Here is a 25,982-nt window from a genome sequence, read left to right as displayed (position 1 = left end):
TTTAAATAGAATCAAATATGAATTTCAGTTTGTTGTTCGAAAATTTAACGAATCCAGCCTTGTTGTTTTTTGTTTTGGGAATTGTAGCCGTTTATGTGAAAAGCGACTTAGAAATTCCAGAGAATACCTCTAAATTTATATCGCTTTACCTTCTTTTTTCAATTGGTTTCAAAGGCGGACAGGAATTGGCTCACAGTCATTTTACTATAGACATTCTTTGGTCCATTGTTTTTGGAGTATTAATTGCGGTATTGATTCCGTTGTATACTTTTTTTATTTTAAAGCAGAGGTTTAGTATTGAGAATTCTGGTGCTATAGCTGCGGCTTATGGGTCAGTGAGTGCGGTAACTTTTGTAACGGCTATTTCTTTTTTAGAAATTCAAAAGTATAGTTTTAGCGGTCACATGGTTGCTGTCATGGCGCTGATGGAAGCTCCAGCAATTATTATAGGGGTAATTTTAATCCGCTTATTTAGTAAGGAAGAAGTCCAGAAAACCAAGATGAGCACTATTATAAGGCATTCTTTTACCAATGGCAGCGTGCTGCTGATTCTAGGAAGTTTAGTTATTGGATTTTTAGCCAGCGAGCAACAGGCATTAGGAATAAAGCCTTTTACAACGGATATTTTCAAAGGGTTTTTAGCTCTATTTTTATTGGATATGGGAATTGTAAGTGGCCGAAAATTAAATGATTTTTTCAAAAGTGGCTGGTTCAGCATCTTTTTTGCGATTGTTTTTCCGCTCATCAATGGATGTATCGTCGCTTTTTTAAGTCAATTCGTTACCGAAGATATTGGGAATCGCTTTATTTTTGCAGTCTTGGCGGCGAGTGCTTCTTATATAGCGGTTCCGGCAGCTATGAAAATTGCAGTGCCAAAGGCGAATCCCGGTATTTTTTTACCCATGGCTTTGGCGGTAACTTTTCCTTTCAATATTACTTTTGGAATGCCCATTTATTTTTCAATTGTATTGTGCCACCTTTAGACAGTCGCTTTGTCCAATGTGGTGTACATATTAATTGTTTCAGAAACTATAGTTAATAACAAGAATTAGTATAAATGTTAAGTTTTTGAAGCAAAAAAACCTGCAAGTTTTGGCTTGCAGGTTTAATTTATAATGTATTAAATCTTATTTAATCATTTCAAAACTTCTTTTCACGAAAGCAGTCAACGCTTCTCCTTTTAATAAGTTTTGCGATAATTTAGCTAAGTCAAGTGCTTGTTTTACCAAACTTTCCTGAGCCGATTTGTCTTTGTTGTTTAGAATGCTTGTCGCCAATTCAGAATTGGTGTTTACCACCAAATTGTACATTTCCGGCATATTTCCCATTCCGAACATTCCGCCACCACCAGACTGACTCATTTCTTTCATTCTACGCATAAATTCGGGTTGCGTAATAATAAATGGCGAAGCATTGCTGTCTAAAGCTTCCAGTTGAACCGAATAGGTTTGCTTAGGAACGATAGCTTCCAAAACGGTTTTCAAGTTGGTTTGTTCTTCCTCAGATAATTTAGAAATAGTCGTTTCCTCTTTCTTGATTAAATTATCAATATGATCTGAATCGACACGTACAAAAGTCATGTTGCTATTATCGCCTTCAATTTTTTGAATTAAATGCGAGATAATTGGAGAATCCAGTAACAAAACTTCATATCCTTTGTCTTTCGCAATTTCGATATAAGAATGCTGTGCATCATTATTTCCGGCATATAAAACCACTAATTTTCCGTCTTTGTCCGTTTGGTTCGCAGCAAGATTTTCTTTTAATTCTTCAAGTGTATAATATTTGCCGTCAACGGTTGGATACAAAACAAACGCCCCTGCTTTTTCGTAGAATTTATCTTCAGAAAGCATTCCGTATTCTAAAACGATTTTGATATCGTTCCATTTTTTCTCGAAATCTTCTCGGTTTTCAGTGAACAAGGATTTTAATTTATCCGCTACTTTACGAGTGATATAATTGGAAATTTTCTTCACTGCAGCATCGGCTTGTAATCCAGAACGCGATACGTTCAATGGAATGTCCGGTGAATCTACGACACCTTTTAGCATCATTAAAAATTCAGGAACAATTCCTTCTACATTATCCGTTACGTACACTTGATTTTGGTACAATTGGATTTTGTCTTTCTGAATTTGTAAATCAGAACCTAATTTTGGAAAATACAAAATACCGGTTAAGTTGAACGGGTAATCTACATTTAAATGAATGTGGAATAACGGCTCTTCAAATTGCATTGGGTACAATTCATGGTAGAAATTCTTGTAATCTTCCGCTGATAATTCCGTTGGTTGTTTGGTCCAAGCTGGATTTGGGTTGTTGATGATGTTGTCTACTTCAACTTCCGTAAAAGTTTTGTCTTTATCTTCTGTGGCAACTTCTTCACCCTTTTTTTGTTCAATTTTCTCCGTTTTTGTTCCAAATTTAATTGGAATAGGCATGAACTTATTGTACTTATTAAGCAGCTGATTGATTTTAGAGTCTTCTAAGAATTCCAAAGAATCTTCAGCGATATGCAAGATAATTTCTGTTCCGCGTGTTGTTTTGTCAGCATTCTCTAATGTGAACTCAGGACTTCCGTCGCAAGTCCAGTGAGCTGCAGGTTCGTCTCTAAAAGATTTAGTTATAATTTCCACTTTTTCAGCAACCATAAATGCAGAATAAAAACCAAGACCAAAATGACCTATAATTCCAGAATCTTTAGCGGAGTCTTTGTATTTATCCAAAAACTCTTCAGCACCTGAAAAAGCAACCTGGTTGATGTATTTCTCTACTTCATCCGCCGTCATTCCTAAACCTTGGTCAATGATATGCAATTTCTTGCCTTCCTTATCAATTTTGATGTCGATAATAGGATTGCCATATTCCACTTTGGCTTCACCAATACTTGTAAGATGCTTCAGTTTTAGAGTGGCATCTGTTCCGTTTGAAATCAATTCACGTAAGAAAATTTCGTGATCGCTGTATAAGAATTTCTTGATTAAGGGAAAGATGTTTTCTACCGAAACATTAATTTTACCTGTTGTCATATTTGTAAATATTTAAGTTTAATTTGATTGAAATATTCTTTCAAATAGAGTACCAATTGCAAATGAAGTGACAAATTGGCGGAACTGTTAATTATGAAATAAAATGATTTTATTATGAAACTATTTTCCTTTACATACTTTGTATCTTTGTGTTAATATTAATATCAAATATTTAAAAGATGAAAAAAATTATTTTATTATGTGCATTGTCTGTTTTGATGTTTGCCTGTAAGTCAACATCAGCAACAAGTACAAATATAGATTCGAAAGCACAAATTGCTATGAAAGGAAATTGGGTAATCAGTTCTGTAACTTATCCTGGTTCTCAATATGTAAAAGTGAATTCATTTCAAATTGCTGATTCCGATTGTTTTGTAGGAAGTACCTGGAAATTTGTTTCAAACAATAATAAAGGAAGCATGGCTTTGGCAAAAGCGGGTTGTACTTCATTTAGTTCACCAATTACATGGTTTGTAAATAAAGATAAACAATTTGTATTGAAAGTACTTAATGCAGGTATAAAAGCCAAAAAAGTTAAAGAGGGATACATTCTTATGTTAGCAAACCAAACACCAACATCATTTCAATTAGTTGATAAAATTGATGTAGCTGGTAAAATGACTGATGTAGTTTACCAATTTCAAAAAAACTAATTAATTAAAAAGACAGATATGAAAAAGATTTCAATAGTTGCATTAGCAACACTAATGATTATGGGTTCAATGTTTACAAGTTGTGAAGCATTAAAAAACACGAATAATGCACAAAAAGGTGCTGGAATAGGAGCTGTTGGTGGTGCCGTAATAGGAGGAATTTTAGGGAACAACCTTGGAAAAGGTGGAAAAGGAGCACTTGGGGCTGTATTAGGTGGAGTTGTTGGTGGAGTTGCCGGTAGTGTTATTGGTAATAAAATGGACAAACAAGCAAGAGAAATCGATGCTGCGCTTCCTGGAGCTGAAGTGGTTCGTGTAGGAGAAGGTATTAAATTAGTTTTGAATGAAAATGCAGTGCGTTTTGATACAAACAAATCTACTTTAACTACTACTGCAAAAGCTAATTTAGATAAATTAGTTCCGGTTTTTAAAGAATATCCTGATACTGATATCATTATTTACGGATACACTGATAATACGGGTACTGCTGCTTATAATTTGAAACTTTCTGCAGCGAGAGCGGCATCAGTTAGAAGCTATTTAGCTAGTAAAGGAGTTTCTTCAGCTAGATTTCAAACAACTGGTTTAGGAATTGCTGACCCAATTGCATCAAATGAAACGGTTGATGGTAGAAGTCAAAACCGTCGTGTTGAATTTGCTATTACTGCAAATGAAAAAATGATACAAGAAGCAAAAGCGGAAGTGAAAAACTAACGTTCTAATATACTAAAAAGAAAAGCTGTTTCGTAATGAAACAGCTTTTTTTTTGGCTTTTTATTTAAATTAAACAGTGTAAATTTGCGCTCTTAAATCACAATGATGCTTGAAATTAAAAACATTTCTTTTACTTATATTGAAGATCCGGTTATTAAGAATGTTAGTTTTACAATCACCAAAGGGCAAAATATAGCCGTAATTGGCGAGAGCGGATGCGGTAAAAGTACGCTGCTGAAACTTATTTACGGCTTGTACGATCTGGATCAGGGAGCCATTTTGTATAACGAGAAACCAATTTTAGGACCTAAGTACAATCTTATTCCGGGCGAGGATTACATAAAATATTTAGCACAGGATTTTGACCTGATGCCTTACACAACCGTTGAAGAAAACGTAGGTAAGTTTTTGTCGAATACGAATGCCAATACTAAAAAAGCCAGAGTTCAAGAACTATTAGAAATGGTAGAAATGACCGAGTTTGCAAAAGTAAAAGCAAAATTCCTTAGCGGCGGGCAGCAACAAAGAGTGGCTTTGGCAAGAGTTTTAGCAGTAGAACCGGAAATAATTTTATTGGACGAGCCTTTTAGCCAAATTGATACTTTCAGAAAAAATTCTTTACGCCGAAATTTATTCCGTTATTTAAAAGAAAAGGGAGTTACCTGTATTATTGCTACTCATGACAGCACAGATGCTTTGTCCTTTTCTGATGAAACAATTGTGATGCAAAATGGAAATGTGATTGCGAAAGGAGATTCAAAAGCCTTGTATGAAAATCCAGCGAATAAATATGCTGCTTCTCTTTTTGGAGAAGTAAATGAGTTGAAATTATCTCAATTAATAGAGCTTGAGGAGGAGCAGGACGAACTTCTTTTATTATATCCGCACCAATTAAAAGTGGTAGATAACGGAAGGATGAAAGTGGTTGTGAAACAGTCCTACTTTAAAGGAAGTCATTATTTAATTAAAGCGGCATTTGAAAGAAGAGCTATTTTCTTTGAACATGATTCGGAATTAGAATTCAATCAGGAAGTCACATTGATGTTAGCATAAATAGCAGATAACAGTTTTTAGATGACAGATTTTTCTCTTTCTTCTGTTGAAAATAAAATCACGAAATAGTCAAAGAAAATTTCTACGCGTCAAACATAGGGTCACGAAACGTATGGCATTCCGTACGTTCTGTCACACAAGTAGCTCGGCAGTCTTAGTAAAATCCTTAACTTATTGATATTGCTTTCGTTATAGGCGTTAGAAAGTATGTCAAACAAAAAATAGGATAGTTTCAATACTAGCGTTTTTTTGGTTCTAGACCCTTAACAGGCTTTCTAAAATGTAAATACGGATGTTTGCTTACAAGTTATGTAGTAGAGAAAAAGGGGTTTCATTATTATAAGTGTCAGAAATGTAAAAATTATACTTTTAATGGTCATACTACCAAAAAATCTAAAAGCGAGGGTTTGAATAATTCTTTTGAGGATTTTTAGAATAAAAAATCATTTATAATAAAGGTTTTAAAATAAAAAAAGCTCCAGATTTCTCTGAAGCTTTCTAGTAGCGGGAACAGGACTCGAACCTGTGACCTTCGGGTTATGAGCCCGACGAGCTGCCTACTGCTCTATCCCGCGATGTGCGTTTGTAATTTCAATAAAATTCTTAGTAGCGGGAACAGGACTCGAACCTGTGACCTTCGGGTTATGAGCCCGACGAGCTGCCTACTGCTCTATCCCGCGTTGTTTCGGGTGCAAATGTACAACGAATTTCTGTATTTCCAATAAAAATTTTTAAAAATGTTTTATTTCATCTATTGACTTGATATAACTACCTTTGCAAAATAAATTATAATAGAAATGTCACATAAAGCAGGTTTTGTAAATATCATAGGGAATCCAAACGTTGGGAAATCAACCTTAATGAATGCATTTGTTGGAGAACGATTGTCAATTATTACATCTAAAGCACAAACAACTCGTCATAGAATTCTTGGAATTGTTAACGGAGAAGATTTTCAAATGATTTTATCTGATACTCCCGGAATCATAAAACCGGCCTACGAAATGCAGGAATCGATGATGAAGTTCGTTAAATCGGCGTTCGAAGATGCGGATATTTTGATTTATATGGTCGAAATAGGAGAGCAGGATTTGAAAGATGAAGCTTTTTTTAATAAAATTATTCACGCTACAATACCAGTTCTGCTTTTATTGAACAAAATTGATACTTCAAACCAAGAGCAGTTAGAAGAGCAAGTTGCTTTTTGGGCAGCGAAAGTTCCTAATGCAGAAATTTTCCCAATATCAGCCTTGAAGAATTTTAATGTGCCGGAAGTTTTTGGAAGAATAATAGAATTGTTACCGGAATCACCGGCATATTATCCAAAAGACCAATTGACCGATAAACCGGAACGTTTCTTTGTAAACGAGACTATCCGTGAAAAAATCTTGTTGAATTACAGCAAAGAAATTCCGTACGCTGTAGAAATCGTGACGGAAGAATTTTTTGAAGATGAAAACATCATCAGAATTCGTTCTTTGATTATGGTGGAGCGTGAAACTCAAAAAGGAATCATTATTGGACATAAAGGAGCTGCTTTGAAAAAAGTAGGAATGGAGTCCCGTGCTGATCTAGAGAAATTCTTTGGAAAACAGATTCATATTGAGTTGTATGTAAAAGTGAATAAAAACTGGAGAAGCAACGCTAATATGTTAAAGCGTTTTGGTTACAATCAGTAAATCCTGAATAAATTAAAATTTTTAAAATCAATATTGGAATTCAATTTCTAATATTGATTTTTTTTTAGCCCAGATCGAAATGGAAACCCCGGAGTGAGAATGCTGTTTTTTCTTGTGTTTTGAGAGCGACCAAAGAAAGCTCCTAAAAACGCATTAGAAAAAAAGCTTTTCGAACGAGGAGTTGTAAAGAAGTGCTGGAATTGCTCCCGATAAAACTAAGATTTTATAATTTGTAAGAACAAATTTTCTAATTCATTCATTTGATTATTTCCGTTTTGCCTGATTTGTTTTGCGATGAGATACATTAAAAACCAAGAAAAAACCATAAGAGCCATCACTATCAAATCGAATGTTATGGAGTTTTTTAAAACATAATTAGAATAAGCTATTCCTGCAAAAATTATAAAAACACCGGCAATTATAAAATGGAGAAACATGAAAAAGGTCCATAAAGTAGGGTCAGGGCCAAACAAACCTCTTATGTGTGTTTCGGTGTCGCTTTTAGGTTCTAATTCCAAGTGTAAGTGAGGGGAATAGTACGCTTTTTTCGGGCCTTTTATATCCAGCCAAATATGGGATCTTTCGATTTTTATCGAATAATCGCCGGAGATTTTTTGTGTTTGATTCTTGAATTTAAGGCACAAATTGTCAACGTTTTCAGAAACATCTTTGTAAAATCGTAAACGGAGTCTTAGTTCATTATTGCTATCCATAAAAATAATATTGTAAGAATTAAACGATAAGGTTTGGCTAATATACCAAAAAAATTGATAATCATGGTATTAAACACTACCTTTGCAAAATATTTGAAATTAGTATTATGAATAACATTGTTGCGATAGTAGGAAGACCTAATGTAGGGAAATCAACCCTTTTTAATAGGCTGATACAAAGAAGAGAAGCTATTGTAGATTCAGTATCTGGGGTGACCCGAGATAGAAACTATGGTAAAAGCGAGTGGAACGGAAAAGAGTTTTCTGTAATTGATACCGGCGGATATGTACGTGGTTCTGATGACGTTTTTGAAGGAGAAATCCGTAAACAAGTAGAACTTGCCATAGATGAAGCCGATGTGATCATTTTTGTGGTTGATGTTGAGGAGGGGATTACTCCTATGGATGACGCGGTTGCGAGATTGTTGCGTAAAGTTACGAAACCGGTTTTACTTGCTGTAAATAAAGTGGATAATGCAATGCGTGAGAAAGATGCAATTGAGTTTTACAACCTTGGTTTAGGCGAATATTACACTTTTGCGAGTATTTCTGGAAGTGGAACCGGAGATTTATTGGATGCATTGATTGATGCTTTCCCAATAAAACCAGAGCCAACTCAGGAAGAAATTGTATTGCCTCGTTTTGCAGTTGTAGGTCGTCCTAATGCTGGAAAATCGAGTTTTATCAATGCTTTAATTGGTAAAGAGCGTTATATTGTGACTGATATTGCGGGAACAACCCGTGATTCTATTGATACAAAATTTGACCGTTTTGGTTTCGAATTTAACTTGGTTGATACAGCAGGAATTCGTCGTAAAGCGAAAGTCAAGGAAGATCTGGAGTTTTACTCTGTAATGCGTTCGGTTCGTGCAATTGAACATGCTGATATCTGTATTTTGATTATTGACGCAACACGTGGATTTGAAGGCCAAGATCAAAGTATTTTTTGGTTGGCAGAGAAAAACCGTAAAGGTGTTGTCATCTTAGTAAATAAGTGGGATTTAGTCGAAAAAGAAACGATGTCAACTCGTGATTATGAAGAGAAAATTAGAGAAGAATTAATGCCATTTACGGATGTGCCTATTCTTTTTGTTTCGGCTTTAACGAAGCAACGTTTGTTGAAAGCTTTGGAAGCTACAGTGAAAGTTTTCGAAAACAGACAACAACGTATCGCTACTTCAAAATTCAACGAATTTATGTTGAAAGTTATCGAAGCGTATCCGCCGCCGGCAACAAAAGGAAAATATGTGAAAATTAAATATTGCATGCAATTGCCAACACCAACACCACAATTTGTGTTTTTTGCCAATATGCCACAATATGTAAAAGAACCTTACAAACGTTATCTGGAAAATAAAATTAGAGAAAACTGGGACTTTTCAGGAGTGCCAATCGATATTTATATAAGAGAGAAATAGTCTTTATTTCCCTAATTAGATTATAAAGTTTATTGAGTTAGTAATAACTTGATAAACTTTTTTTATTTTTATGAAAAAAATGAATTCAATAAATGGCAAAGTGGTATGGATTACTGGGGCTTCAAGCGGGATAGGGGAGGCTTTGGCTTATGAATTGGCTCATAGGAATTGTAAACTCATTCTTTCAGCCCGTAATATAAAAGCTTTAGAATATGTAAAATCAAACTGTTCAACTGCGGAAGTTGTGATTTTGCCTTTTGATTTAACTGATTTTGATAACGCCAAAGAACATGTTGCAAGGGCTGTTTCTTTTTTTGGAAAAATTGATATTCTTATAAATAATGGAGGAGTAAGTCAACGCTCGCTTTTAGCGGAAACTGATTTTGAAGTGGATAAAAAATTGATTGAAGTGGATTATTTAGGAACGATTGCTGTCACAAAGGCTTTGTTACCGCATTTCATCAAAAATCAGAAAGGACATTTTGTTACGATTACCAGTTTGATGGGGAAGTTTGGTTCTCCATATCGCTCGGGCTATTGCGGCGCTAAACATGCTCTGCATGGTTTTTTTGACGTATTAAGGATGGAACATCAAAAAGACAATATCAATGTCACCTTAATTTGTCCAGGTTTTATCCAAACTAATGTGGCTGTTAATGCACTTACTGCTGATGGATCAAAACAAAATATAGACGATGAAGCCACATCAAATGGTATGCCTGTTGCTACTTTTGCGAAAAAATTAGTCAATGCTGTGGAGTCGGATACCTTTGAAGCTTACATTGGAGGAAAAGAAGTTTTGGGCGTTTATTTGAAACGGTTTTTCCCTAAAATACTGCACCATTTTGTCTTGAGAAGTAAGGTCAAATAGTTTGAATTTCAGTACTGCCAATCAATATTTATAGTATTGAAACGCATAGAAAATCCCGAGTTATCGGGATTTTTAGATTAAATCAAATCTTAGTGAATAGTACTATTCTTCCTCTTCCTCTAAAGTTTCCATTGGATGATCACCGTACCAATCCTTAAATGTTTTTGTAGTTTTATAATCATCAGTTAAAACGGTGTAAACCATAAATAGGATTAACGGTATACCAACGCAATACAAGGTCATTATTACCGGTAAAGTAACATTAGTTTGACATAAACCGGCAAAGACAAAAACATAAATGGTGGTAAACCACACGAGTTTAATTGCAAAATTTTTCATGGCTATAATTTTAAATAAAGTTACGCCACGAATTCTAAAAATTTAGTTAATATATTGAAAATCAATATTTAAAACATCTATAATTATTTTTCGGTTGAAATTATAAACGCTCTTTATATCTTTTTTGAGATTTTAATTTTATGAAAAATGCTGAAGCGGATAATGTCTCTGTTGAAATAATCAATGCCACTAGCTCGTCTTTGAAAGCTGTTTAAGTAACCGATTTCAAATGCTAAATTGCTATTCAGCCCATAATGTATGGCAGCATAAATTCTATTTTGGTCAAACGTATTATTGATGATTTTTTTTCCAAAATTGAACATTATTTCATCGGATACTACTGCTTTTAATAATTGTTTTTCTTTTTTCCAAAAAGTATAATCAGCTAGAAGTCGGTATCTGAATCTCCACGAAAATGTAGTGCCAGGAAGCAACTCTACTTTATTTGCATTGTGAATAAATCGCTCTTCCAATTGAAAACGTTGATTGAAAGTGATTTTACCTGCATTTTGTTTCCAAGTAAGATCCTGCTGTCCTCTGTATTCAGGTATTTTGAAATCATTGTTTATTTCAGGGACTTGTGTGTCAACAGAAAAATAAGCAAAGCCAGCACCGGTCTCTAAATGAGCATTGATTTTATAGCGACCTTGAATTCGGATGACATATAAGTTTTCTTGCACTGGTTTTAGAAAAAGTCGGTTGTCAAATTCAGAATGCAAAGACCATTTTTCGGATAGCAGCAATTGATTGTAATAACGAGTCCAAAGAATACTTTGATGATCAATATTTTTTTTCTCCGTTTGCGCTTGGCAAAGAACAGAAAGGAGTAAGAATAAAATGACTCTAAATTTTTTCACGGAGTTTTATTGCAATTTTGGCAAATTTACAAAAACTCTATTACATCTATGGGATGTAATTATTTTAAATATTTCATGGTATTCAATCGCTGAACGAGTGAATATTGAATAAAAAAAACAGCATTATTAAAACCTAAGTTTTAATAATGCTGTTTTTAATTTTATGGTTTAAAGAGGAGATTACTCCTATAATGAATATTTCAATGTAATTCCGTACGTTCTTTGATCGCCTAATACACCTGCATATTGCCCTGAATTTCCGCCAGCAGGCAATAGTTGTTCGTAATAATCTTTGTTTAAAAGGTTGCGTCCCCAGAATTGTACAGACAGACCATCTGTTGCACGGAAACCTAAGCGAGCATTAAAGAGCGCATATCCCTGAACGACTAAATATTTTGAAGCAGATGGACTTGAAGAGAATTCAGAGCGTGCATAAGAATCAATTCCAAGGAATATTTTCCCTGTACTTCCAAAGAATTTGGCTTTATCGGATAGTTCACCTCCTAAAGATCCTGCCCATTTTGAAGCACCCGGTAATGCAGTTCCGGAAACATCTTTGAATGATACTGCCGCTCCTGTTTCTTCTAGCGGAAGGGGAGCATTTGTAAATTTAACATATTTAGCATCTGTATAGGTAGCTGCTCCATTGATGGTTAAATGTTTGCTAATTACAAAACTGGCATCCCATTCTATACCTTTGACCTGTACTTTATCTGCATTGGCAAGGTAGCCGCGGTTTACTCCTAATTCAGCTGCCTGTACATTGGTTTGAAAATCTTTGATATTGGTATTAAAGAAGGTTAAATTAAAAATTGAGTTTTTAAAAGGTGCTGTTTTTACTCCAATTTCATAATGATGGACTTCTTCCGGTTTAATTACGGCAAGTTCAAGAATGGGCTGCCCGGCAAGAGTAGGTAATCCAGCTACGTTTACTCCAACGGGTTTGTAGCTTTTTGCAAAAGTCGCATATGCATTAATCTTGTCAGAAGCTTTAAAAGAAACGGTTATGTTTCCAGAAAAGTCAGTGTTATCTGTGTTAGAGGAAAATGACTGATCTGTATAAACTAGTTTTTTCAAGGCAATTAATGCTGGGTCATTCGTTTGAAGTCCTCCGTACGTGGTTCGGTTGTAATCAGCATCTTTTTTGTCAAAATTATAACGTAAACCCGGTAATACATGTAAACGTTCTGTTATTGTCCAGTCTAACTGACCAAACACTGCTGCACTGGAAGCTCTAATACGGGCATCAGTTTTGATACCGTATCCTTCAAATAGACCTGGTGTTTTCCATAAATTACTGGTAGTGCTTTGTGCAAATCTCCATTGTGCAGTACCAGATTCTTCAGTTCCATCTGTTTGTGATGTTTGGTCAATAAAAAACACACCTACTAAACCACTTAATTTAGAGGTAAGCTGACCTGCATAACGTACTTCTTCCGTTATTTGTGTTTGTCTGGTTGGGTTTTGTGATTTTGCTAATACTTGTAATCCTGTAAAATCTCTATCATTTGATGGATCCCAATTCCAAAAACGCCAAGCGGTTGTTGAGGTAAGTGTTCCGTTTCCAATTTTTGTATCAATATTAAGAGATAGACCTCCCATGTCTTGTCCGGAACGCCATGGCGTATCGTGGTCAATTTTACGGTCAAAAGCATTTAAACTCGGTAATTGATAATTCAAATCAGCAATAATAGCATCAAATTGACGGTAAGCCGCCCTTTGTGTAGGTGCGACACCGGCAACTACCTGTGCATATCCGTCTGGACGTTGTATTGTGATATCTGCAGCTAATATGATATTGGTTTTTTCTGAAGCTGTATAAAGTAATTGTCCTCTGATTCCTTGATTGTTTAATGTGTTTGTAGGTCTTCCTGTTGCAACATTATCAATTAGTCCATCACGTTGTGTACCTGAAAAAGAGATACGACCAGCGATTTTTGAACTCAAAGCTCCAGTAATGGAAGCTTTAGCTTGCAAATAGTTGTAATTTCCGTAACTCAATTCAAAGTTAGCACCTGAAGTAAAACTTGGTTTACGAGTAGTAATGTTAAAGGCACCGGAAGTTGTGTTTTTACCAAATAATGATCCTTGCGGGCCACGCAATACCTCAATTTGTTCTATATCGATAAAATCTAAAGTAGTTGCGGCTGGACGTGCATAATAAACGCCATCAACATAGAAACCAACACCTGGATCGATTCCATCATTTGTAAGTCCAAAAGGAGAACCCAGACTTCGAATATTAATTCCCGTATTTCTGGGGTTTGACGAATACAATTGAACTGATGGGACAAGTTCTTTTATGCGATTAACGTTGAAAGCCCCAGATTGTTCTGCCTGTTTTCCTGTTATTACTGATATTGCTATTGGCACATCTTGTACTTTTTCTATTCGGCGTCTTGAAGAAACTACAACTTCGATCAAAGTATTTTCTTCGTTAAGATTTATTTGCAATAAAGGTATTGGTAAAGAAGTAATTTCTATTTCTGCAGTTTTATATCCAACATATTCAACTAAAAGAGTTAAAGGGAGTTTTCCTTTTGTGTCTATTGTAAATTTCCCGCTAGAATCTGAAATTGTGTTAGAAGCTGTTCCTTTTATTACAACATTTGCGGCTTCTAATGGAATGTTTTGGTTTGTGTTAATCACGCCTTCAATATTTTGTCCAAATGATATTGAGAATGTTAAAACTGATAGTATTGTAAGTATATTTTTTATCGAATTTTTCATTTATATTAAGTATATGTAATTAGTAGAATTAAATTGAAATTTTTTTTTCTAGCACATACACATCCTTTGGGGATTCTTTTTTTCAATTATAATTAGTTGATTTTTTCGGGATTGCTTATTCAAAAAAGCAAGATTACTTCGGTACGTTTTCATACATTTAAATTTGGGTTGTTAATGATGTATTAAATTCGAAACAAATGTATAATTAATTCTATAAAACTAGTAGGGTTTAAAGTATATTTTTTTATTTTTTTACCAATGAAGCAATAGTGATACCTTGCATGGCTTTTAAAGTTTCTTCTCTAATGGTAATCAATCCGTGTCGTAGTAGGCATTCCGATTCATCGACGCAATCAGAACAGCGTTCGTAGAAATTCAATGATGCACAAGGAAGTAAAGCAATTGCACCATCAAAAAGTCGGTGAATGTCTGCTAAAGTAATGTCGTTTTTTGATTTCAAAAGATAATAACCGCCAAATTTTCCTTGTTTGCTTCCTACGAAATGGCCACGTTTTAAATCCAACAGAATCTGTTCCAAAAACTTTTTTGGAATAGAGGCCGCCTCCGCAATTTCAATAGTTCGAGAAACATGGGTTTCTTCTTGTTGCGCTAAATATAATAGGGCTTTTAGTGCATATTTGGCTTTATGTGAAAGCATTTACTGTAATTGATTTATGTTTTTTGAATAGATTAGATGCTGCAAATATTTAAAAGAGCCTTTAATTTTTTAAATTTCGGATGTACTTGTTTTATCAAGATGGAAACTGAATATTACCAATCTCCTCCAGATCCTCCACCAGAGAAACCTCCGCCACCAAATCCACCGCCGAAACCTCCGCCGCCGCCGCCAAATCCACCACCAGAAGAACCGCCAAATCCTCCGCCGCCACTGTTTCTTCCAAGACTGCTTAGAATAATGACATCCAGTAGACTTGGGCCTATCCCACCGCCTCTGTTACCGGAATTTCCGCCACCCCCTTTGTTTCGGGATATCAGCACCAGTATAATGATGATAATAACGATTAAGGGTAAAATAGGAAATCCTTTATCTTTGGTTTTTTTAACTCGTTCCCCTTTATATTTTCCTTTAAAAACATCAATTAAGGCATCGGTTCCTTTGTCAAGTCCTTTGTAATAACTTCCGGCTTTAAACTCGGGGATTATAATATTTCGGGTAATTTCTCCCCCAATTCCGGCACTTAATCTATCTTCAAGACCATAGCCTGCTGAAATCCATATTTTTTTTTCGGCTTTAGCCAACAAAATAAGGACACCGTTGTCGTTTTTTGCAGTTCCGCCAATTCCCCATTGTTGTCCCCATTTTGGAGTAAGAATACCTATGTCTTCCCCTTTAAGGCTTTCAATGGTAATAATCACAATTTGGGTTGTAGTAGAATCGGAATATTTAACGAGTTTTTCTTCTAATTGTGCTTTTTCGGTTGCACTTAAAACTTTTGCATAATCGTAAACCGAAGTTTGTAAACTCGGTTTTTCAGGAATGGTAAATTGAGCAAAGCTAATTTGTGTGAATAAAAAACAAACAAATAGCTTTAGGGAAATTAGGGTATTCTTTTTTTGTAATAGCATTATCCTTTAGATATTTCGTTTGATAATTCATTCGTGTCACCTTCCAGCCAAGGGAAATATTTCTGCAATTGTTCACCTGCTCTGGTAATTCCATCAATAAGACCTTGCTTGAAATCACCTTTTTTGAACTCAGCCACCATGATATCACGGGTACAATTCCAAAAATCATCCTGAACCACATCATTAATGCCTTTGTCACCACAAATCACAAAATGTCTATCTTCAACAGCTAAGTATATTAATACACCGTTTTGAAGTTCGGTCTGATCCATTTTAAGTTCATGAAAAACTTCCTTGGCGCGGTCATACGCATCCATGGAAGTTGTTTTTTCTATGTGAACTCTAATCTCGCCAGAAGTATTTTTTTCGGACATGCGAATAGCATCAACAATTTCTTGCTCATCTTCTTTGGTTAAAAAATCCTCTACTTTTGACATTGAAATATTTTTGAGTTAAGATTAACGATTTTTGATTTCAGAATTTTAAATCTGTTATCAAAAACCGTTAATTTTTAAAGGTTGTTTCTTCAATTTAAATTTGATTTATATTGACTTCTAAAAATCTACGAAGTCTAATAATCTAACTTTAGAATTTTACTTCAACAGGTTTGTCTGCGCCGACAGCAGCTTCAAAATATGGTTTTTCTTTAAATCCAAACATACCGGCAAATAAAGAATTAGGGAACGTTTTGATATGAGTGTTGTAAGGTTTAACTGCTTCGTTAAAACGAGTTCTAGCCGTTAGAATTTGATTTTCAGTACTCGCTAATTCGTCCTGTAATTTCAGGAAATTTTGATTGGCTTTCAATTCAGGATATCTCTCTACCGATACCAGTAAACGAGACAATGAACTACTCACGCCACTTTGAGCCTGATTAAATTGTGTTAACTGTTCCGGAGTAATATTTTTTGGATCGATTGTTATCGCTGTTGCTTTGGCACGTGCTTCAATTACGGCAGTCAAAGTGCTTTTTTCAAAATCGGCTGCACCTTTTACAGTATTTACTAAATTTCCAATAAGGTCATTTCTTCTTTGGTAAGAAGTTTGAACATTACCCCAAGCTTCATTGATGTTTTGCTCATAAGTTATGGCAGTATTGTTTATTCCTTTAACCCAGCTGTAAATTCCAATAATTACAACTACTGCGATAATCCAAGGTAAAAATTTTTTAAAATCCATTTTTGTTTATTTTAAAGTTTAGTGTTTAATCGTTATTTTATAAAATCGGCAATCAACAATCTAAAGTTGATTTTTAATATTTGTTAATTGTGTTCGAATTGTTTCCAGTTTTCGGATAATTTCAAATTTATCCAAGGTTTTTTTCTGACCTTCTTTCAAATGCGTTTTAGCACCTTCCAGCGTAAAACCTCTTTCTTTTACCAAATGGAAGATGAGTTGTAAGTTAGTGATATCCTCCGGAGTAAACATTCGATTGCCTTTTGCATTCTTCTTTGGTTTCAGAATATCAAATTCATTGTCCCAAAAACGAATCAGCGATGCATTCACGTCAAATGCTTTGGCTACTTCGCCAATGCTGTAATATCTTTTGTCTATAGATAATTCAATATGCATATCTGTTTTTTATTTTTTATCCAGTTGAATTGTCACTGTATACTATTTTTTATCTTTTATCTGAACACTGCGAACCGAACACTGAATACTATTTTTCTATTAGTCTAATGATTGATTTTCCTGGTTTGCCAATTGTGCGATGACAACATATTCAACTGCCGAAATATTTCCGTAATAAAAATTAAGTGGATTAACCACTTTTTTGTCCTTGTGAACCTCATAATGCAGGTGCGGTCCTTCGGATCTTCCCGTGCTTCCCACATATCCTATAACATCGCCCCGTTTTACGCGTTGTCCCGCTCTCGCTTTATATTTGCTCAAATGTGCGTATAAAGTTTCGTATCCAAATCCATGCCGAATAACAATATGATTTCCATATCCTGAGGCGGTATTGTCTGCTTTTGCTACAAATCCGTCGCCGGTTGCATAAATGGGCGATCCTGTTTTAGCTGTAAAATCCATGCCTTCATGCATTTTTCTTGCTTTTGTAAAAGGATCCGTTCGGTATCCAAATCCAGATGCCATTTGTTTTAAATTTTCATTTCGTACTGGCTGAATGGCAGGAATAGCTGACAAAAAATCACCTTTGGCTTCTGCCAATTTCAAAATAGCATCCAATGATTTTGACTGAATTGCCAATTCTTTACTAAGTACATCAACTCTTTTTGTCGTATTGATTACCAGTTGTGAATTATCATATCCTTCTAAAGCCCTATATCGGTTCTTTCCTGAAAAACCCGATTTTCGTACCGAGTCAGGAATCGCTGATTTGTTAAAATATACGCGATATAAATTATTATCTCGATCTTCAATAGCCGCAACCACATCATCAATCTGATCCATTTTTTTGTTTAAAATAGAAAAGTTCAACTTCAAATTGTCAATTTCACGTGCTTGCAAACGGTCTTTTGGTGTTTCAAAATAGGGAGTGTTCAATAATACAACGAAACATATAAATCCAAACAATGCCGAAGCCACTAAAAATAGGACTGCAACACCAAATTTCTTTCTTTTTCTTACTTTTATTTTTCGGTATGCTAGATTTTCGGAATCGTAATAATATTTTACTTTCGCCATGTTTTAAAATACCCTATTTTTGCACCTAGTAAAAGGTTAGTCGAACAAATTTAATAAATGTTTCATTTGTTCTGCTCTTTTTTCAAAAAAAATAAATAATTAGTTAATTAGATAATTTGAAAATTAGATAGTGTCAAAGACACGAATTATCTAATTGGCAAACTATCTAATTGACAAATTTTCTAATTAAAAATATGAAATCACAAGACGTACGTAAACAATTTCTGGATTTTTTCGCCTCAAAAGGACACTTAATCGTTCCATCTGCACCCATAGTTTTAAAAGATGATCCAACCCTGATGTTCAACAACTCAGGAATGGCACAGTTTAAAGAATATTTCCTTGGGAACGCCACGCCAAAAAGCAATAGAATTGCCGATACACAAAAATGTCTTCGTGTTTCAGGAAAACATAATGACTTAGAAGATGTAGGTTTTGATACCTACCACCACACCATGTTTGAGATGTTGGGAAACTGGTCTTTTGGTGATTATTTCAAAAAAGAAGCCATCAACTGGGCTTGGGAATTATTAACCGAAGTCTATAAAATCCCAAAAGAAAATCTGTACGTTTCCGTTTTCGAAGGAAATCCGGAAGAAAACGTACCCTTCGATCAGGAAGCTTGGGATATTTGGAAGGAATTAATTGACGAAGACCGAATCATTCTTGGAAACAAGAAAGACAATTTTTGGGAAATGGGAGATCAAGGGCCTTGCGGACCGTGTTCAGAAATTCACGTTGACATTCGTTCTGCAGAAGAGAAAGCTTTAGTTTCAGGTAAAAGTTTAGTAAACAATGACCATCCGCAAGTAGTGGAAATCTGGAATAATGTTTTCATGGAGTTCAATCGTAAAGCCGATGGTTCTCTGGAAAAACTACCTGCAAAACACGTTGATACCGGAATGGGATTTGAGCGTTTGTGTATGGCATTACAAGGGAAAACGTCTAATTATGACACCGATGTGTTTACGCCACTTATTGAAAAAGTAGAACAAATTACAGGATTAAAATACACTTCAAACGAAGTTTTGAATATTAGGGAAGAGCAAAACAAAACCAATATCGCTATTCGTGTCGTAGTTGATCACGTTCGTGCCGTAGCTTTTGCTATTGCCGACGGACAATTGCCGTCAAACACAGGTGCCGGTTATGTAATTCGTAGAATTTTACGACGTGCAATTCGTTACGGATTTACCTTCTTGAACACTAAGGAACCTTTCATCAATCAATTGGTTGCCGTTTTAGCCAATCAAATGGGGGAGTTTTTCCCGGAAATCAAATCGCAACAACAATTGGTTACTAATGTGATCCGTGAAGAAGAAGCTTCTTTCTTGAGAACATTAGACCAAGGATTACAGTTGCTGGAAAATGTAGTTGCCGAAACTAAAGGAGCAACAGTTTCTGGAACAAAAGCATTTGAATTATACGATACTTTTGGATTTCCAATTGACCTAACCGCATTGATTCTTAGAGAAAAAGGATTCGAATTGGACGAAGCTGGTTTTAACGCTGCTATGCAAGAACAAAAAAATCGCTCCCGTGCTGCATCAGAAGTTTCTACCGAAGATTGGTCAGTTTTAATTTCTGGAAATGTAGAGACATTCGTGGGTTACGATCAAACCGAAAGTGACGTAAAAATCACTCGTATCCGTAAAGTGGATAGTAAAAAAGACGGGATTTTATACCAAATCGTTTTAGATAACACCCCATTCTATCCAGAAGGTGGTGGACAAGTTGGTGATAAAGGAACGTTGGTTTCTGCAAATGAAACCATCGAAATCATCGATACTAAAAAAGAAAATAACCTGATTTTACATTTTGCAAAAAAATTGCCAGAAAATGTAAACGCTGGTTTTGTGGCTAAAGTAAATCAGGATTTGAGAAGTTTATCTTCCAGAAATCACTCGGCTACGCACTTGATGCACCAAGCGTTGAGAAGTATTCTTGGAACACATTTAGAACAAAAAGGTTCGCTAGTAAATCCAAACTACTTGCGTTTTGACTTTTCGCATTTTGCTAAAATGACAGAATCTGAATTGCAACAAGTAGAGGATTTTGTAAACGCAAGAATTCAAGAGCAATTGCCATTAATTGAAAGAAGAAATATTCCAATTCAACAAGCTTTAGAAGAAGGCGCAATGGCGTTATTTGGTGAAAAATATGGAGATAATGTGCGTGCCATAAAATTTGGCGAAAGCATGGAATTATGCGGTGGAATTCACGTGAAAAACACGGCTGAAATCTGGCATTTCAAAATCATTTCTGAAGGAGCGGTTGCTGCAGGAATTCGTCGTATCGAAGCAATTACTAGTGATGCGGTAAAAGCACATTTTGCTTCGTATGAAAATACATTGAATGAAGTGAAATCAGCCTTGAAAAATCCTCAAGATATTCTGAAAGCCGTTCATTCGATGCAAGAAGAAAATGCCAAGTTAAAAAAACAAATGGAGCAATTGTTAAAGGAAAAAATCGATGGATTAAAAAATAAATTGCTTTTGGAATTTCATGAAATTAACGGCGTTAATGTTTTAGATAAGCGTGTGGATTTATCTATGAGTGCTACTAAAGATTTAACACAAGCACTGGGAAACGAAAAGCCAAATTCATTTGTTGTTTTAGCTTCTGTTGAAGATGGTTTGCCAAATATTCATTGTTATATTTCTAAAGAATTGGTTGAGAAAAAAGGTTTAAACGCAAATAAAGTAATCAAAGAATTAGGACAATATATTGATGGAAATGGTGGTGGACAACCCTTTTTTGCATCTGGAAAAGGAAAAAATGTAGCTGGAATTACTGAAGCATTAAATAGTGTTGCTAGCATTTTGATTCGTAATTAATAATTTTTCATATTTGATTTTTAGGAAAAATACATCCAAGATGTGGTGGCGGACAACCGTTTTTTGCTACAGCAGGAGGGAAGAATGTCGCAGGAATTCAACAAGCTTTGGAAAAAGCAATTGAGTTTGTAAAGTAGAACAAATTTATTTTTAATAATATAGAAACCCTTTTAGGACATAAGTTCTAAAAGGGTTTATTTTTTTTGTTCAACACGCTATTTACAGGGCTTCACTTAGTCTTATCGAGAGGTTTGAAAATAGTAGTTCAACCGAAATATAGGGATTGTACCGATGAATATTGTGGCTTTTGTTTTATTTTTCTAGGTTTGGTCGATATAGCACCAAAGGATTTTAAAGATGGATGCGATTTATTTACTGTATGAAAAAAACAAATTATATATTTTGGTTATTATCGATTTTTTTATTGACACTTTATTCATGTTCAAATGATAATGACGATAGTGTAAAGTTGCTAAAGAAGGTTGTTGAGACCTCAGAAGAAGGCATTTCAGAAACAACTTTATTTACTTATGATGGGAATGAGATAGTTAATATTGACGGAGATAAGAAACGTACTGATTTTACTTATACAGATGGTCTAATTACGAAAGTTGTAATGTTAAATAAAACAAATCAACTTCAGGAGACTATTGAATATAGTTATCTTGAGGGGAAATTAGTTGAAGCTGAGTCTTTAGGTAATTACAGAGTAAAATACATTCATAATTCAGATAAAACAGTTTCTTATGTAAAATTTGAGATTGGTTCCGGAAATCAGGAAGTAAAAGAATATCATGGAGTATTGTATTTTGAAAACGAAAATCTCATCAAAGAGGAAAGGATATTGGATAATACTGCACCAGGTGTTTTATCAAAATACAGTATCAGTTTTGATTATGATTCGAAACACAATCCGTTGTATAATATTTCGGGATATAAAAAATTGTTAGATTACAATGAAGAAATGTCCTCTAATAATAATCTTATAAGTACTGTGATTACAAGTGTCTCTCAAGACGATCAAATAATATCTTCCGCTAGATTTTATAAAAAATCATATACATACGATTTAGACAATTATCCCTTCGAACAGGTTTCAGAGAATGGAAATACTGGTTATTTGAAAACAGAATACTTCTATTGAGAAAATATTTATTTTATAGAAACCCTTTCAAAGTTTTAAAATCTGAAAGGGTTTTTTTATTTTAGGTTTTTTAATACCAATGAAAAAAGAACTAAACCCCATTTAATTCGCTAAAATTATTCAAATTTGTAGTAAATTAAAAACAATGCAATTCAGAACCCAAATCGCCATTTCTAAAAGTAATTATCCCATAGACTATAATTCAAAAATTATGTCTTTGGGTTCTTGTTTTGCGGTAAATATGGCCGAGAAATTGGACTATTTTAAGTTTCAAAATAGCTGTAATCCAGTTGGGATTTTATTCCATCCGTTGGCGATTGAAAAGCTAATTGATTTTGCTGTTTCCGGGAAGCAATTTACTGATAACGATATTTTTTTTCACAATGAACGCTGGCACTGTTTTGATGTGCATTCTGATTTGAGTAATTCAAATAAAAAGGAATTAATATATAATTTGAATGCGATTATCAAATCAATAAATCAACAAATAAAAGAATCAACACATTTCATTATCACTTATGGAACCTCTTGGGTGTATAGAAATATAAAAAGCGATTCTATTGTGGCGAACTGCCATAAAGTGCCACAAAAGCAGTTCAAGAAAGAGTTGCTTTCTGTTGAGAAAATAAAAAAAAGTGTTACAAATACAGTTAAATTAATCCATGCTGTAAATCCGGATTGCAAAATTATTTTCACGGTTTCACCAGTACGACACATCAAGGATGGTTTTGTCGAAAACCAATGGAGCAAAGCCAACTTGATTTCGGCTATTCACAGTGTTATTAATACTGATTACTGTAAACTGATCACTGAATACTTTCCTTCCTACGAGATCATGATGGATGAACTTCGGGATTACCGTTTCTATGCCGAGGATATGTTGCATCCCAATCAAGTGGCAATTGATTATATTTGGGAACGTTTCAAGGAAACTTCCATTTCTGAAACTGTTTTTTCTGCGATGGATGAAGTGGAGAGTATTCAAAAGAGTTTGTTGCACAAGCCTTTTAACCCTGATTCCGAAAGTCATTTGAAGTTTGAATCCAAACTTAGAGAAAAAATCACTAAATTGGAAAATCAATATTCATTTATGAAATTTTAATTATGCTTAAAAGAATACTTATAGGAATAGCAGTTATTGGCGGAATATTTTTATTGTTCAAATACTGCGATTTTAAGAAAAATGATGATGAGGATATCACTTATAATACGAATCTTATTCAACAACAAATTGTAAACGTTGGAAAATTGGTAGTTACGGAAGGACATTTCTCGGAAGTCATCACCTATAAAAATCAGCAAAAATACTTATTGGATATGCTTTCTTTCGAGAAAAAAGCACTTGTAATTGTCAATGCCGATGTGACTGTTGCGTATGATTTGCACAAAATGAAATACAACATCGATGAAAAAAACAAAACCATCACGATTATCAGCATTCCAAAAGAAGAGATAAAAATAAGCCCGGATATTCAGTTTTATAATGTGGAGCAAAGTAAACTGAACCCTTTTACGGGTGATGATTACAATAAAATCAACAAATCAGTAAAAGCAAATCTGGCTAAGAAAATTGAAAAATCATCATTGAAAACGAATGCTCAAAATCGATTGATAAGTGAATTGTCAAAAATACTAATTCTAACCAATACCGTGGGTTGGAAATTGCAATACGAAGGAAAAGTAATTGAAAGCGAAAAAGATTTCGGAAAAAAAATAAAACTTTAGATAAAATTTTAAACACGAATTTCACGAATTAGCACAAATTAATTCGTGAAAATTCGTGAAATTTGTGTTTGAATTCTCGTTACTCTTTGAAGTAATCTTAAGCTTTCTCTTTGTCAAAAATCAAATCCAAACCACCAGTAATTAAATGCGCTACTTCGGGTCTTTTTTTCTTGAGATTTTCAAGATAAGCCATCACTTCCTGCAATAATTGCAGTTCATTTCTCTCTTTCAAAAGTTCTGCAATTTCAACAGCTAATAACCAGTCTTTAGAATGATTGGCTTGTAGTTTTTCGAAGATTGGTGCCAAATAAGTTTGTATGTCGTTAGATTCTCTGATCATTCGAATCGTCTGATATAAAACCTCTAAATCATCACGTTCTGCGGTATGTTTTGCTTTAATGGTTTTACTTGTTGGAACATGCGAAATCAAATCAAAACTATTCACATCAGCAGGACCTGAAAAAGCCGAAATTACTTTTTTGCCAACAGCCATGTCGTAAATTCCCCATTCCGGTTGAAACAAAATAGTTTCTCGGTGTGTTACGGTACAGTTTTTTAAACTGATTAAAATAATTTCGCCATGCAGGTTTCTGGAACCGGTAATAATTTCTCCTCTTACCGTAATATCTCCTTCAAATTCTAAGGTTACACTTTTGTTTTCAGTAATGGAATAGGCGTTTAAATCTCTTGGACTCATGTCTTCAATGGCGAGATTTATTCCTTTTAGTTTCCCGATAGGACTTCCAAAACCTTCTGGATGTTTGATTGTTCCATGACCCACTAATTCTTTTTCTCTGTATGATAAAGCCGTTTTGCCCTTAGTTTGGATATAAACGGGTTTCCCTTGCTCCTCAATGACATTGGTGAAAACTCCCGAAATCTGAATCCCGGTACTCAATTCAATGGTTCCTAAAGCATTCGAATGAATCAGTTTGTTAATTCCTGATAATCCTCCGGTGCGCAACGCCATTTTATTGGCGAACTCTTCCAAAACCAAGCTCAAATAAGCAAAATCAGGTGTTACATAAAGTTGCGGTTGCAGTTTCGTGATATCAAAACTTTGGTTGGCCGCTGATATATCGTAAGGGATTTTTTTCACGTTGTCCGTCATGCACCAGGCACTTTCTCCTATTGATGAAAGTAGTCCGGCACCATAAATTTTTGGATTGTCAACTGTTCCTATCAAACCATATTCCACGGTCCACCAATGCAGGTTTCTGATTTGAGCCATTTCCGATAATTCGCCCATGTTATTCTGCAAATCTTCTACCGCTTTTTCGGCTGCATCAATATCGGCTTGCGGCGTATCTTCGGCTTCCTTCAATATAGAAAGCAGTCGGATGGCTTCGTACATTTGGTAATCTTTGTGCGACGAAATCGCTTTGCAGCCTATTTCACCAAAACGGCGCAAGTATTCCGCATATTCCGGATTGGCAATAATGGGCGCGTGACCGGCACCTTCGTGAATAATATCCGGTGCAGGTGTGTATTCTATATGTTCGAGCTGACGAATGTCTGAAGCAATTACGAGCACATTATACGCCTGAAATTCCATGAAAGCATTGGGCGGAATAAATCCGTCTACGGCAACTGCTGCCCATCCAATTTCAGTCAGAATACGGTTCATGCCGTACATGCTTGGAATGTTATCAACTTCGATTCCCGTTTTCTTCAATCCTTCCAAGTATGAACTATGAGCCACTTTTGAAAGGTAATTCACGTTTTTGCGCATCACATAGCGCCAAACCGCTTGATTTATCGGCGTATAATCGCTATAATCCTGAGGCTTAATAAATTGCTTTAAGTGTTTTGGCAATCGGTCTAATAACGGATTACTTTCTATAGTTGAGTTCATATCGAAAACGTTGTAGTTCAACTGCAAAAGTACGAATTTCAGGAGCTATTTCCCGCTTTTCATTACAAGTTTTTGCAAACCCGTTTGTTTTTCTAAAGTTCCCGCAGGAGCTTCCTCCGGTCGCTCTGC

General features: G+C 35.0%; 23 protein-coding genes and 2 tRNA genes. 11 read left to right on the top strand and 14 right to left on the bottom strand.

All coding sequences use genetic code 11. The features are described from left to right. Nucleotides 1–17 precede the first annotated feature (17 nt). Complete coding sequence (locus tag ACFX5E_RS12625; protein ID WP_379855504.1) at nucleotides 18–983, top strand: sodium-dependent bicarbonate transport family permease; 966 nt, start codon at nucleotides 18–20, stop codon at nucleotides 981–983. Nucleotides 984–1,127: 144 nt separating this feature from the next. Here the strand turns inward: ACFX5E_RS12625 and htpG are convergent, their stop codons facing one another. Beyond that, a complete protein-coding gene (gene htpG, locus ACFX5E_RS12620; protein WP_379855503.1) occupies nucleotides 1,128–3,029 on the bottom strand; it encodes a molecular chaperone HtpG in 1,902 nt (633 codons plus the stop codon). 179 nt (nucleotides 3,030–3,208) lie between these two features. Here htpG and ACFX5E_RS12615 point away from each other — a divergent pair, with 179 nt between their 5' ends. The 3 genes from ACFX5E_RS12615 (at nucleotide 3,209) to ACFX5E_RS12605 (ending at nucleotide 5,449) form a co-directional block, all read left to right on the top strand. After that, a complete protein-coding gene (locus tag ACFX5E_RS12615; protein ID WP_379855502.1) occupies nucleotides 3,209–3,682 on the top strand; it encodes a lipocalin family protein in 474 nt (157 codons plus the stop codon). 18 nt (nucleotides 3,683–3,700) lie between these two features. Further along, on the top strand, nucleotides 3,701–4,396 hold the full coding sequence (locus tag ACFX5E_RS12610; protein ID WP_379855501.1) for a YiaD family glycine zipper/OmpA-like lipoprotein: 696 nt from the start codon (nucleotides 3,701–3,703) through the stop codon (nucleotides 4,394–4,396). A 105-nt stretch (nucleotides 4,397–4,501) separates the two neighbouring features. After that, complete coding sequence (locus ACFX5E_RS12605; protein WP_379855547.1) at nucleotides 4,502–5,449, top strand: ABC transporter ATP-binding protein; 948 nt, start codon at nucleotides 4,502–4,504, stop codon at nucleotides 5,447–5,449. Nucleotides 5,450–5,951: 502 nt separating this feature from the next. Here the strand turns inward: ACFX5E_RS12605 and ACFX5E_RS12600 are convergent. Together ACFX5E_RS12600 and ACFX5E_RS12595 are read right to left on the bottom strand one after the other, a co-directional pair. Beyond that, nucleotides 5,952–6,024: transfer RNA gene (locus ACFX5E_RS12600), tRNA-Met, on the bottom strand. Nucleotides 6,025–6,056: 32 nt separating this feature from the next. Next, nucleotides 6,057–6,129, bottom strand: a tRNA-Met gene (locus ACFX5E_RS12595). 117 nt (nucleotides 6,130–6,246) lie between these two features. Between ACFX5E_RS12595 and era the strand changes: the two genes are divergently transcribed. Further along, entirely contained in the window at nucleotides 6,247–7,128 is an 882-nt protein-coding gene (gene era, locus ACFX5E_RS12590; RefSeq protein ID WP_379855500.1) for a GTPase Era, read from the top strand. A 215-nt stretch (nucleotides 7,129–7,343) separates the two neighbouring features. Here era and ACFX5E_RS12585 read toward each other — a convergent pair whose 3' ends face one another. Further along, nucleotides 7,344–7,841 (bottom strand): hypothetical protein, encoded by a 498-nt coding sequence (locus tag ACFX5E_RS12585; RefSeq protein ID WP_379855499.1) that lies wholly within the window; start codon nucleotides 7,839–7,841, stop codon nucleotides 7,344–7,346. A 107-nt stretch (nucleotides 7,842–7,948) separates the two neighbouring features. Between ACFX5E_RS12585 and der the strand changes: the two genes are divergently transcribed. After that, the gene (der, locus tag ACFX5E_RS12580) at nucleotides 7,949–9,259 is read left to right on the top strand and encodes a ribosome biogenesis GTPase Der (RefSeq protein WP_379855498.1); all 1,311 of its coding nucleotides are present in this window, start codon (nucleotides 7,949–7,951) and stop codon (nucleotides 9,257–9,259) included. A gap of 79 nt (nucleotides 9,260–9,338) precedes the next feature. Next, entirely contained in the window at nucleotides 9,339–10,130 is a 792-nt protein-coding gene (locus ACFX5E_RS12575) for an SDR family oxidoreductase (protein WP_379855497.1), read from the top strand. A 102-nt stretch (nucleotides 10,131–10,232) separates the two neighbouring features. Here ACFX5E_RS12575 and ACFX5E_RS12570 read toward each other — a convergent pair whose 3' ends face one another. From ACFX5E_RS12570 to ACFX5E_RS12530, 9 genes are all read right to left on the bottom strand, one after another. Beyond that, the gene (locus tag ACFX5E_RS12570; RefSeq protein WP_379855496.1) at nucleotides 10,233–10,469 is read right to left on the bottom strand and encodes a hypothetical protein; all 237 of its coding nucleotides are present in this window, start codon (nucleotides 10,467–10,469) and stop codon (nucleotides 10,233–10,235) included. 113 nt (nucleotides 10,470–10,582) lie between these two features. After that, nucleotides 10,583–11,326, bottom strand: coding sequence for a DUF2490 domain-containing protein (locus tag ACFX5E_RS12565; protein ID WP_379855495.1), 744 nt, complete (start codon nucleotides 11,324–11,326; stop codon nucleotides 10,583–10,585). A 186-nt stretch (nucleotides 11,327–11,512) separates the two neighbouring features. Continuing rightward, nucleotides 11,513–14,056, bottom strand: coding sequence for a TonB-dependent receptor (locus tag ACFX5E_RS12560; protein WP_379855494.1), 2,544 nt, complete (start codon nucleotides 14,054–14,056; stop codon nucleotides 11,513–11,515). Nucleotides 14,057–14,300: 244 nt separating this feature from the next. After that, complete coding sequence (locus ACFX5E_RS12555) at nucleotides 14,301–14,714, bottom strand: RrF2 family transcriptional regulator (protein WP_379855493.1); 414 nt, start codon at nucleotides 14,712–14,714, stop codon at nucleotides 14,301–14,303. Nucleotides 14,715–14,827: 113 nt separating this feature from the next. After that, a complete protein-coding gene (locus tag ACFX5E_RS12550; RefSeq protein ID WP_379855492.1) occupies nucleotides 14,828–15,643 on the bottom strand; it encodes a TPM domain-containing protein in 816 nt (271 codons plus the stop codon). Beyond that, complete coding sequence (locus ACFX5E_RS12545) at nucleotides 15,643–16,080, bottom strand: TPM domain-containing protein (protein WP_379855491.1); 438 nt, start codon at nucleotides 16,078–16,080, stop codon at nucleotides 15,643–15,645. The genes ACFX5E_RS12550 and ACFX5E_RS12545 overlap by 1 nt, the downstream gene beginning before the upstream one ends. A gap of 148 nt (nucleotides 16,081–16,228) precedes the next feature. Then, the gene (locus ACFX5E_RS12540) at nucleotides 16,229–16,822 is read right to left on the bottom strand and encodes a LemA family protein (RefSeq protein ID WP_379855490.1); all 594 of its coding nucleotides are present in this window, start codon (nucleotides 16,820–16,822) and stop codon (nucleotides 16,229–16,231) included. 60 nt (nucleotides 16,823–16,882) lie between these two features. Further along, a complete protein-coding gene (locus ACFX5E_RS12535) occupies nucleotides 16,883–17,215 on the bottom strand; it encodes a MerR family transcriptional regulator (protein WP_379855489.1) in 333 nt (110 codons plus the stop codon). A gap of 99 nt (nucleotides 17,216–17,314) precedes the next feature. Further along, nucleotides 17,315–18,292: a M23 family metallopeptidase gene (locus ACFX5E_RS12530; RefSeq protein ID WP_379855487.1), complete on the bottom strand. Its 978-nt coding sequence runs from the start codon at nucleotides 18,290–18,292 to the stop codon at nucleotides 17,315–17,317. Between the two features lie 194 nt (nucleotides 18,293–18,486). Here ACFX5E_RS12530 and alaS point away from each other — a divergent pair, with 194 nt between their 5' ends. The 4 genes from alaS to ACFX5E_RS12510 all read left to right on the top strand — a co-directional run bounded on the left by alaS (nucleotide 18,487) and on the right by ACFX5E_RS12510 (nucleotide 23,998). Then, nucleotides 18,487–21,129: an alanine--tRNA ligase gene (gene alaS, locus ACFX5E_RS12525; protein ID WP_379855486.1), complete on the top strand. Its 2,643-nt coding sequence runs from the start codon at nucleotides 18,487–18,489 to the stop codon at nucleotides 21,127–21,129. A 379-nt stretch (nucleotides 21,130–21,508) separates the two neighbouring features. After that, the gene (locus tag ACFX5E_RS12520; RefSeq protein WP_379855484.1) at nucleotides 21,509–22,273 is read left to right on the top strand and encodes a hypothetical protein; all 765 of its coding nucleotides are present in this window, start codon (nucleotides 21,509–21,511) and stop codon (nucleotides 22,271–22,273) included. Between the two features lie 145 nt (nucleotides 22,274–22,418). After that, on the top strand, nucleotides 22,419–23,375 hold the full coding sequence (locus ACFX5E_RS12515) for a GSCFA domain-containing protein (protein ID WP_379855483.1): 957 nt from the start codon (nucleotides 22,419–22,421) through the stop codon (nucleotides 23,373–23,375). Nucleotides 23,376–23,377: 2 nt separating this feature from the next. Continuing rightward, nucleotides 23,378–23,998, top strand: coding sequence for a DUF4230 domain-containing protein (locus ACFX5E_RS12510; RefSeq protein ID WP_379855482.1), 621 nt, complete (start codon nucleotides 23,378–23,380; stop codon nucleotides 23,996–23,998). 97 nt (nucleotides 23,999–24,095) lie between these two features. Here the strand turns inward: ACFX5E_RS12510 and ACFX5E_RS12505 are convergent, their stop codons facing one another. Further along, on the bottom strand, nucleotides 24,096–25,853 hold the full coding sequence (locus ACFX5E_RS12505; RefSeq protein WP_379855481.1) for an aromatic amino acid hydroxylase: 1,758 nt from the start codon (nucleotides 25,851–25,853) through the stop codon (nucleotides 24,096–24,098). Nucleotides 25,854–25,982 lie beyond the last annotated feature (129 nt).

The organism is Flavobacterium xylosi (assembly GCF_042787345.1).
GTDB classification, from domain to species: domain Bacteria; phylum Bacteroidota; class Bacteroidia; order Flavobacteriales; family Flavobacteriaceae; genus Flavobacterium; species Flavobacterium xylosi.
The sequence above is the reverse complement of the archived record's forward strand: the minus strand, read 5'-3'. Positions and strand labels throughout refer to the sequence as shown.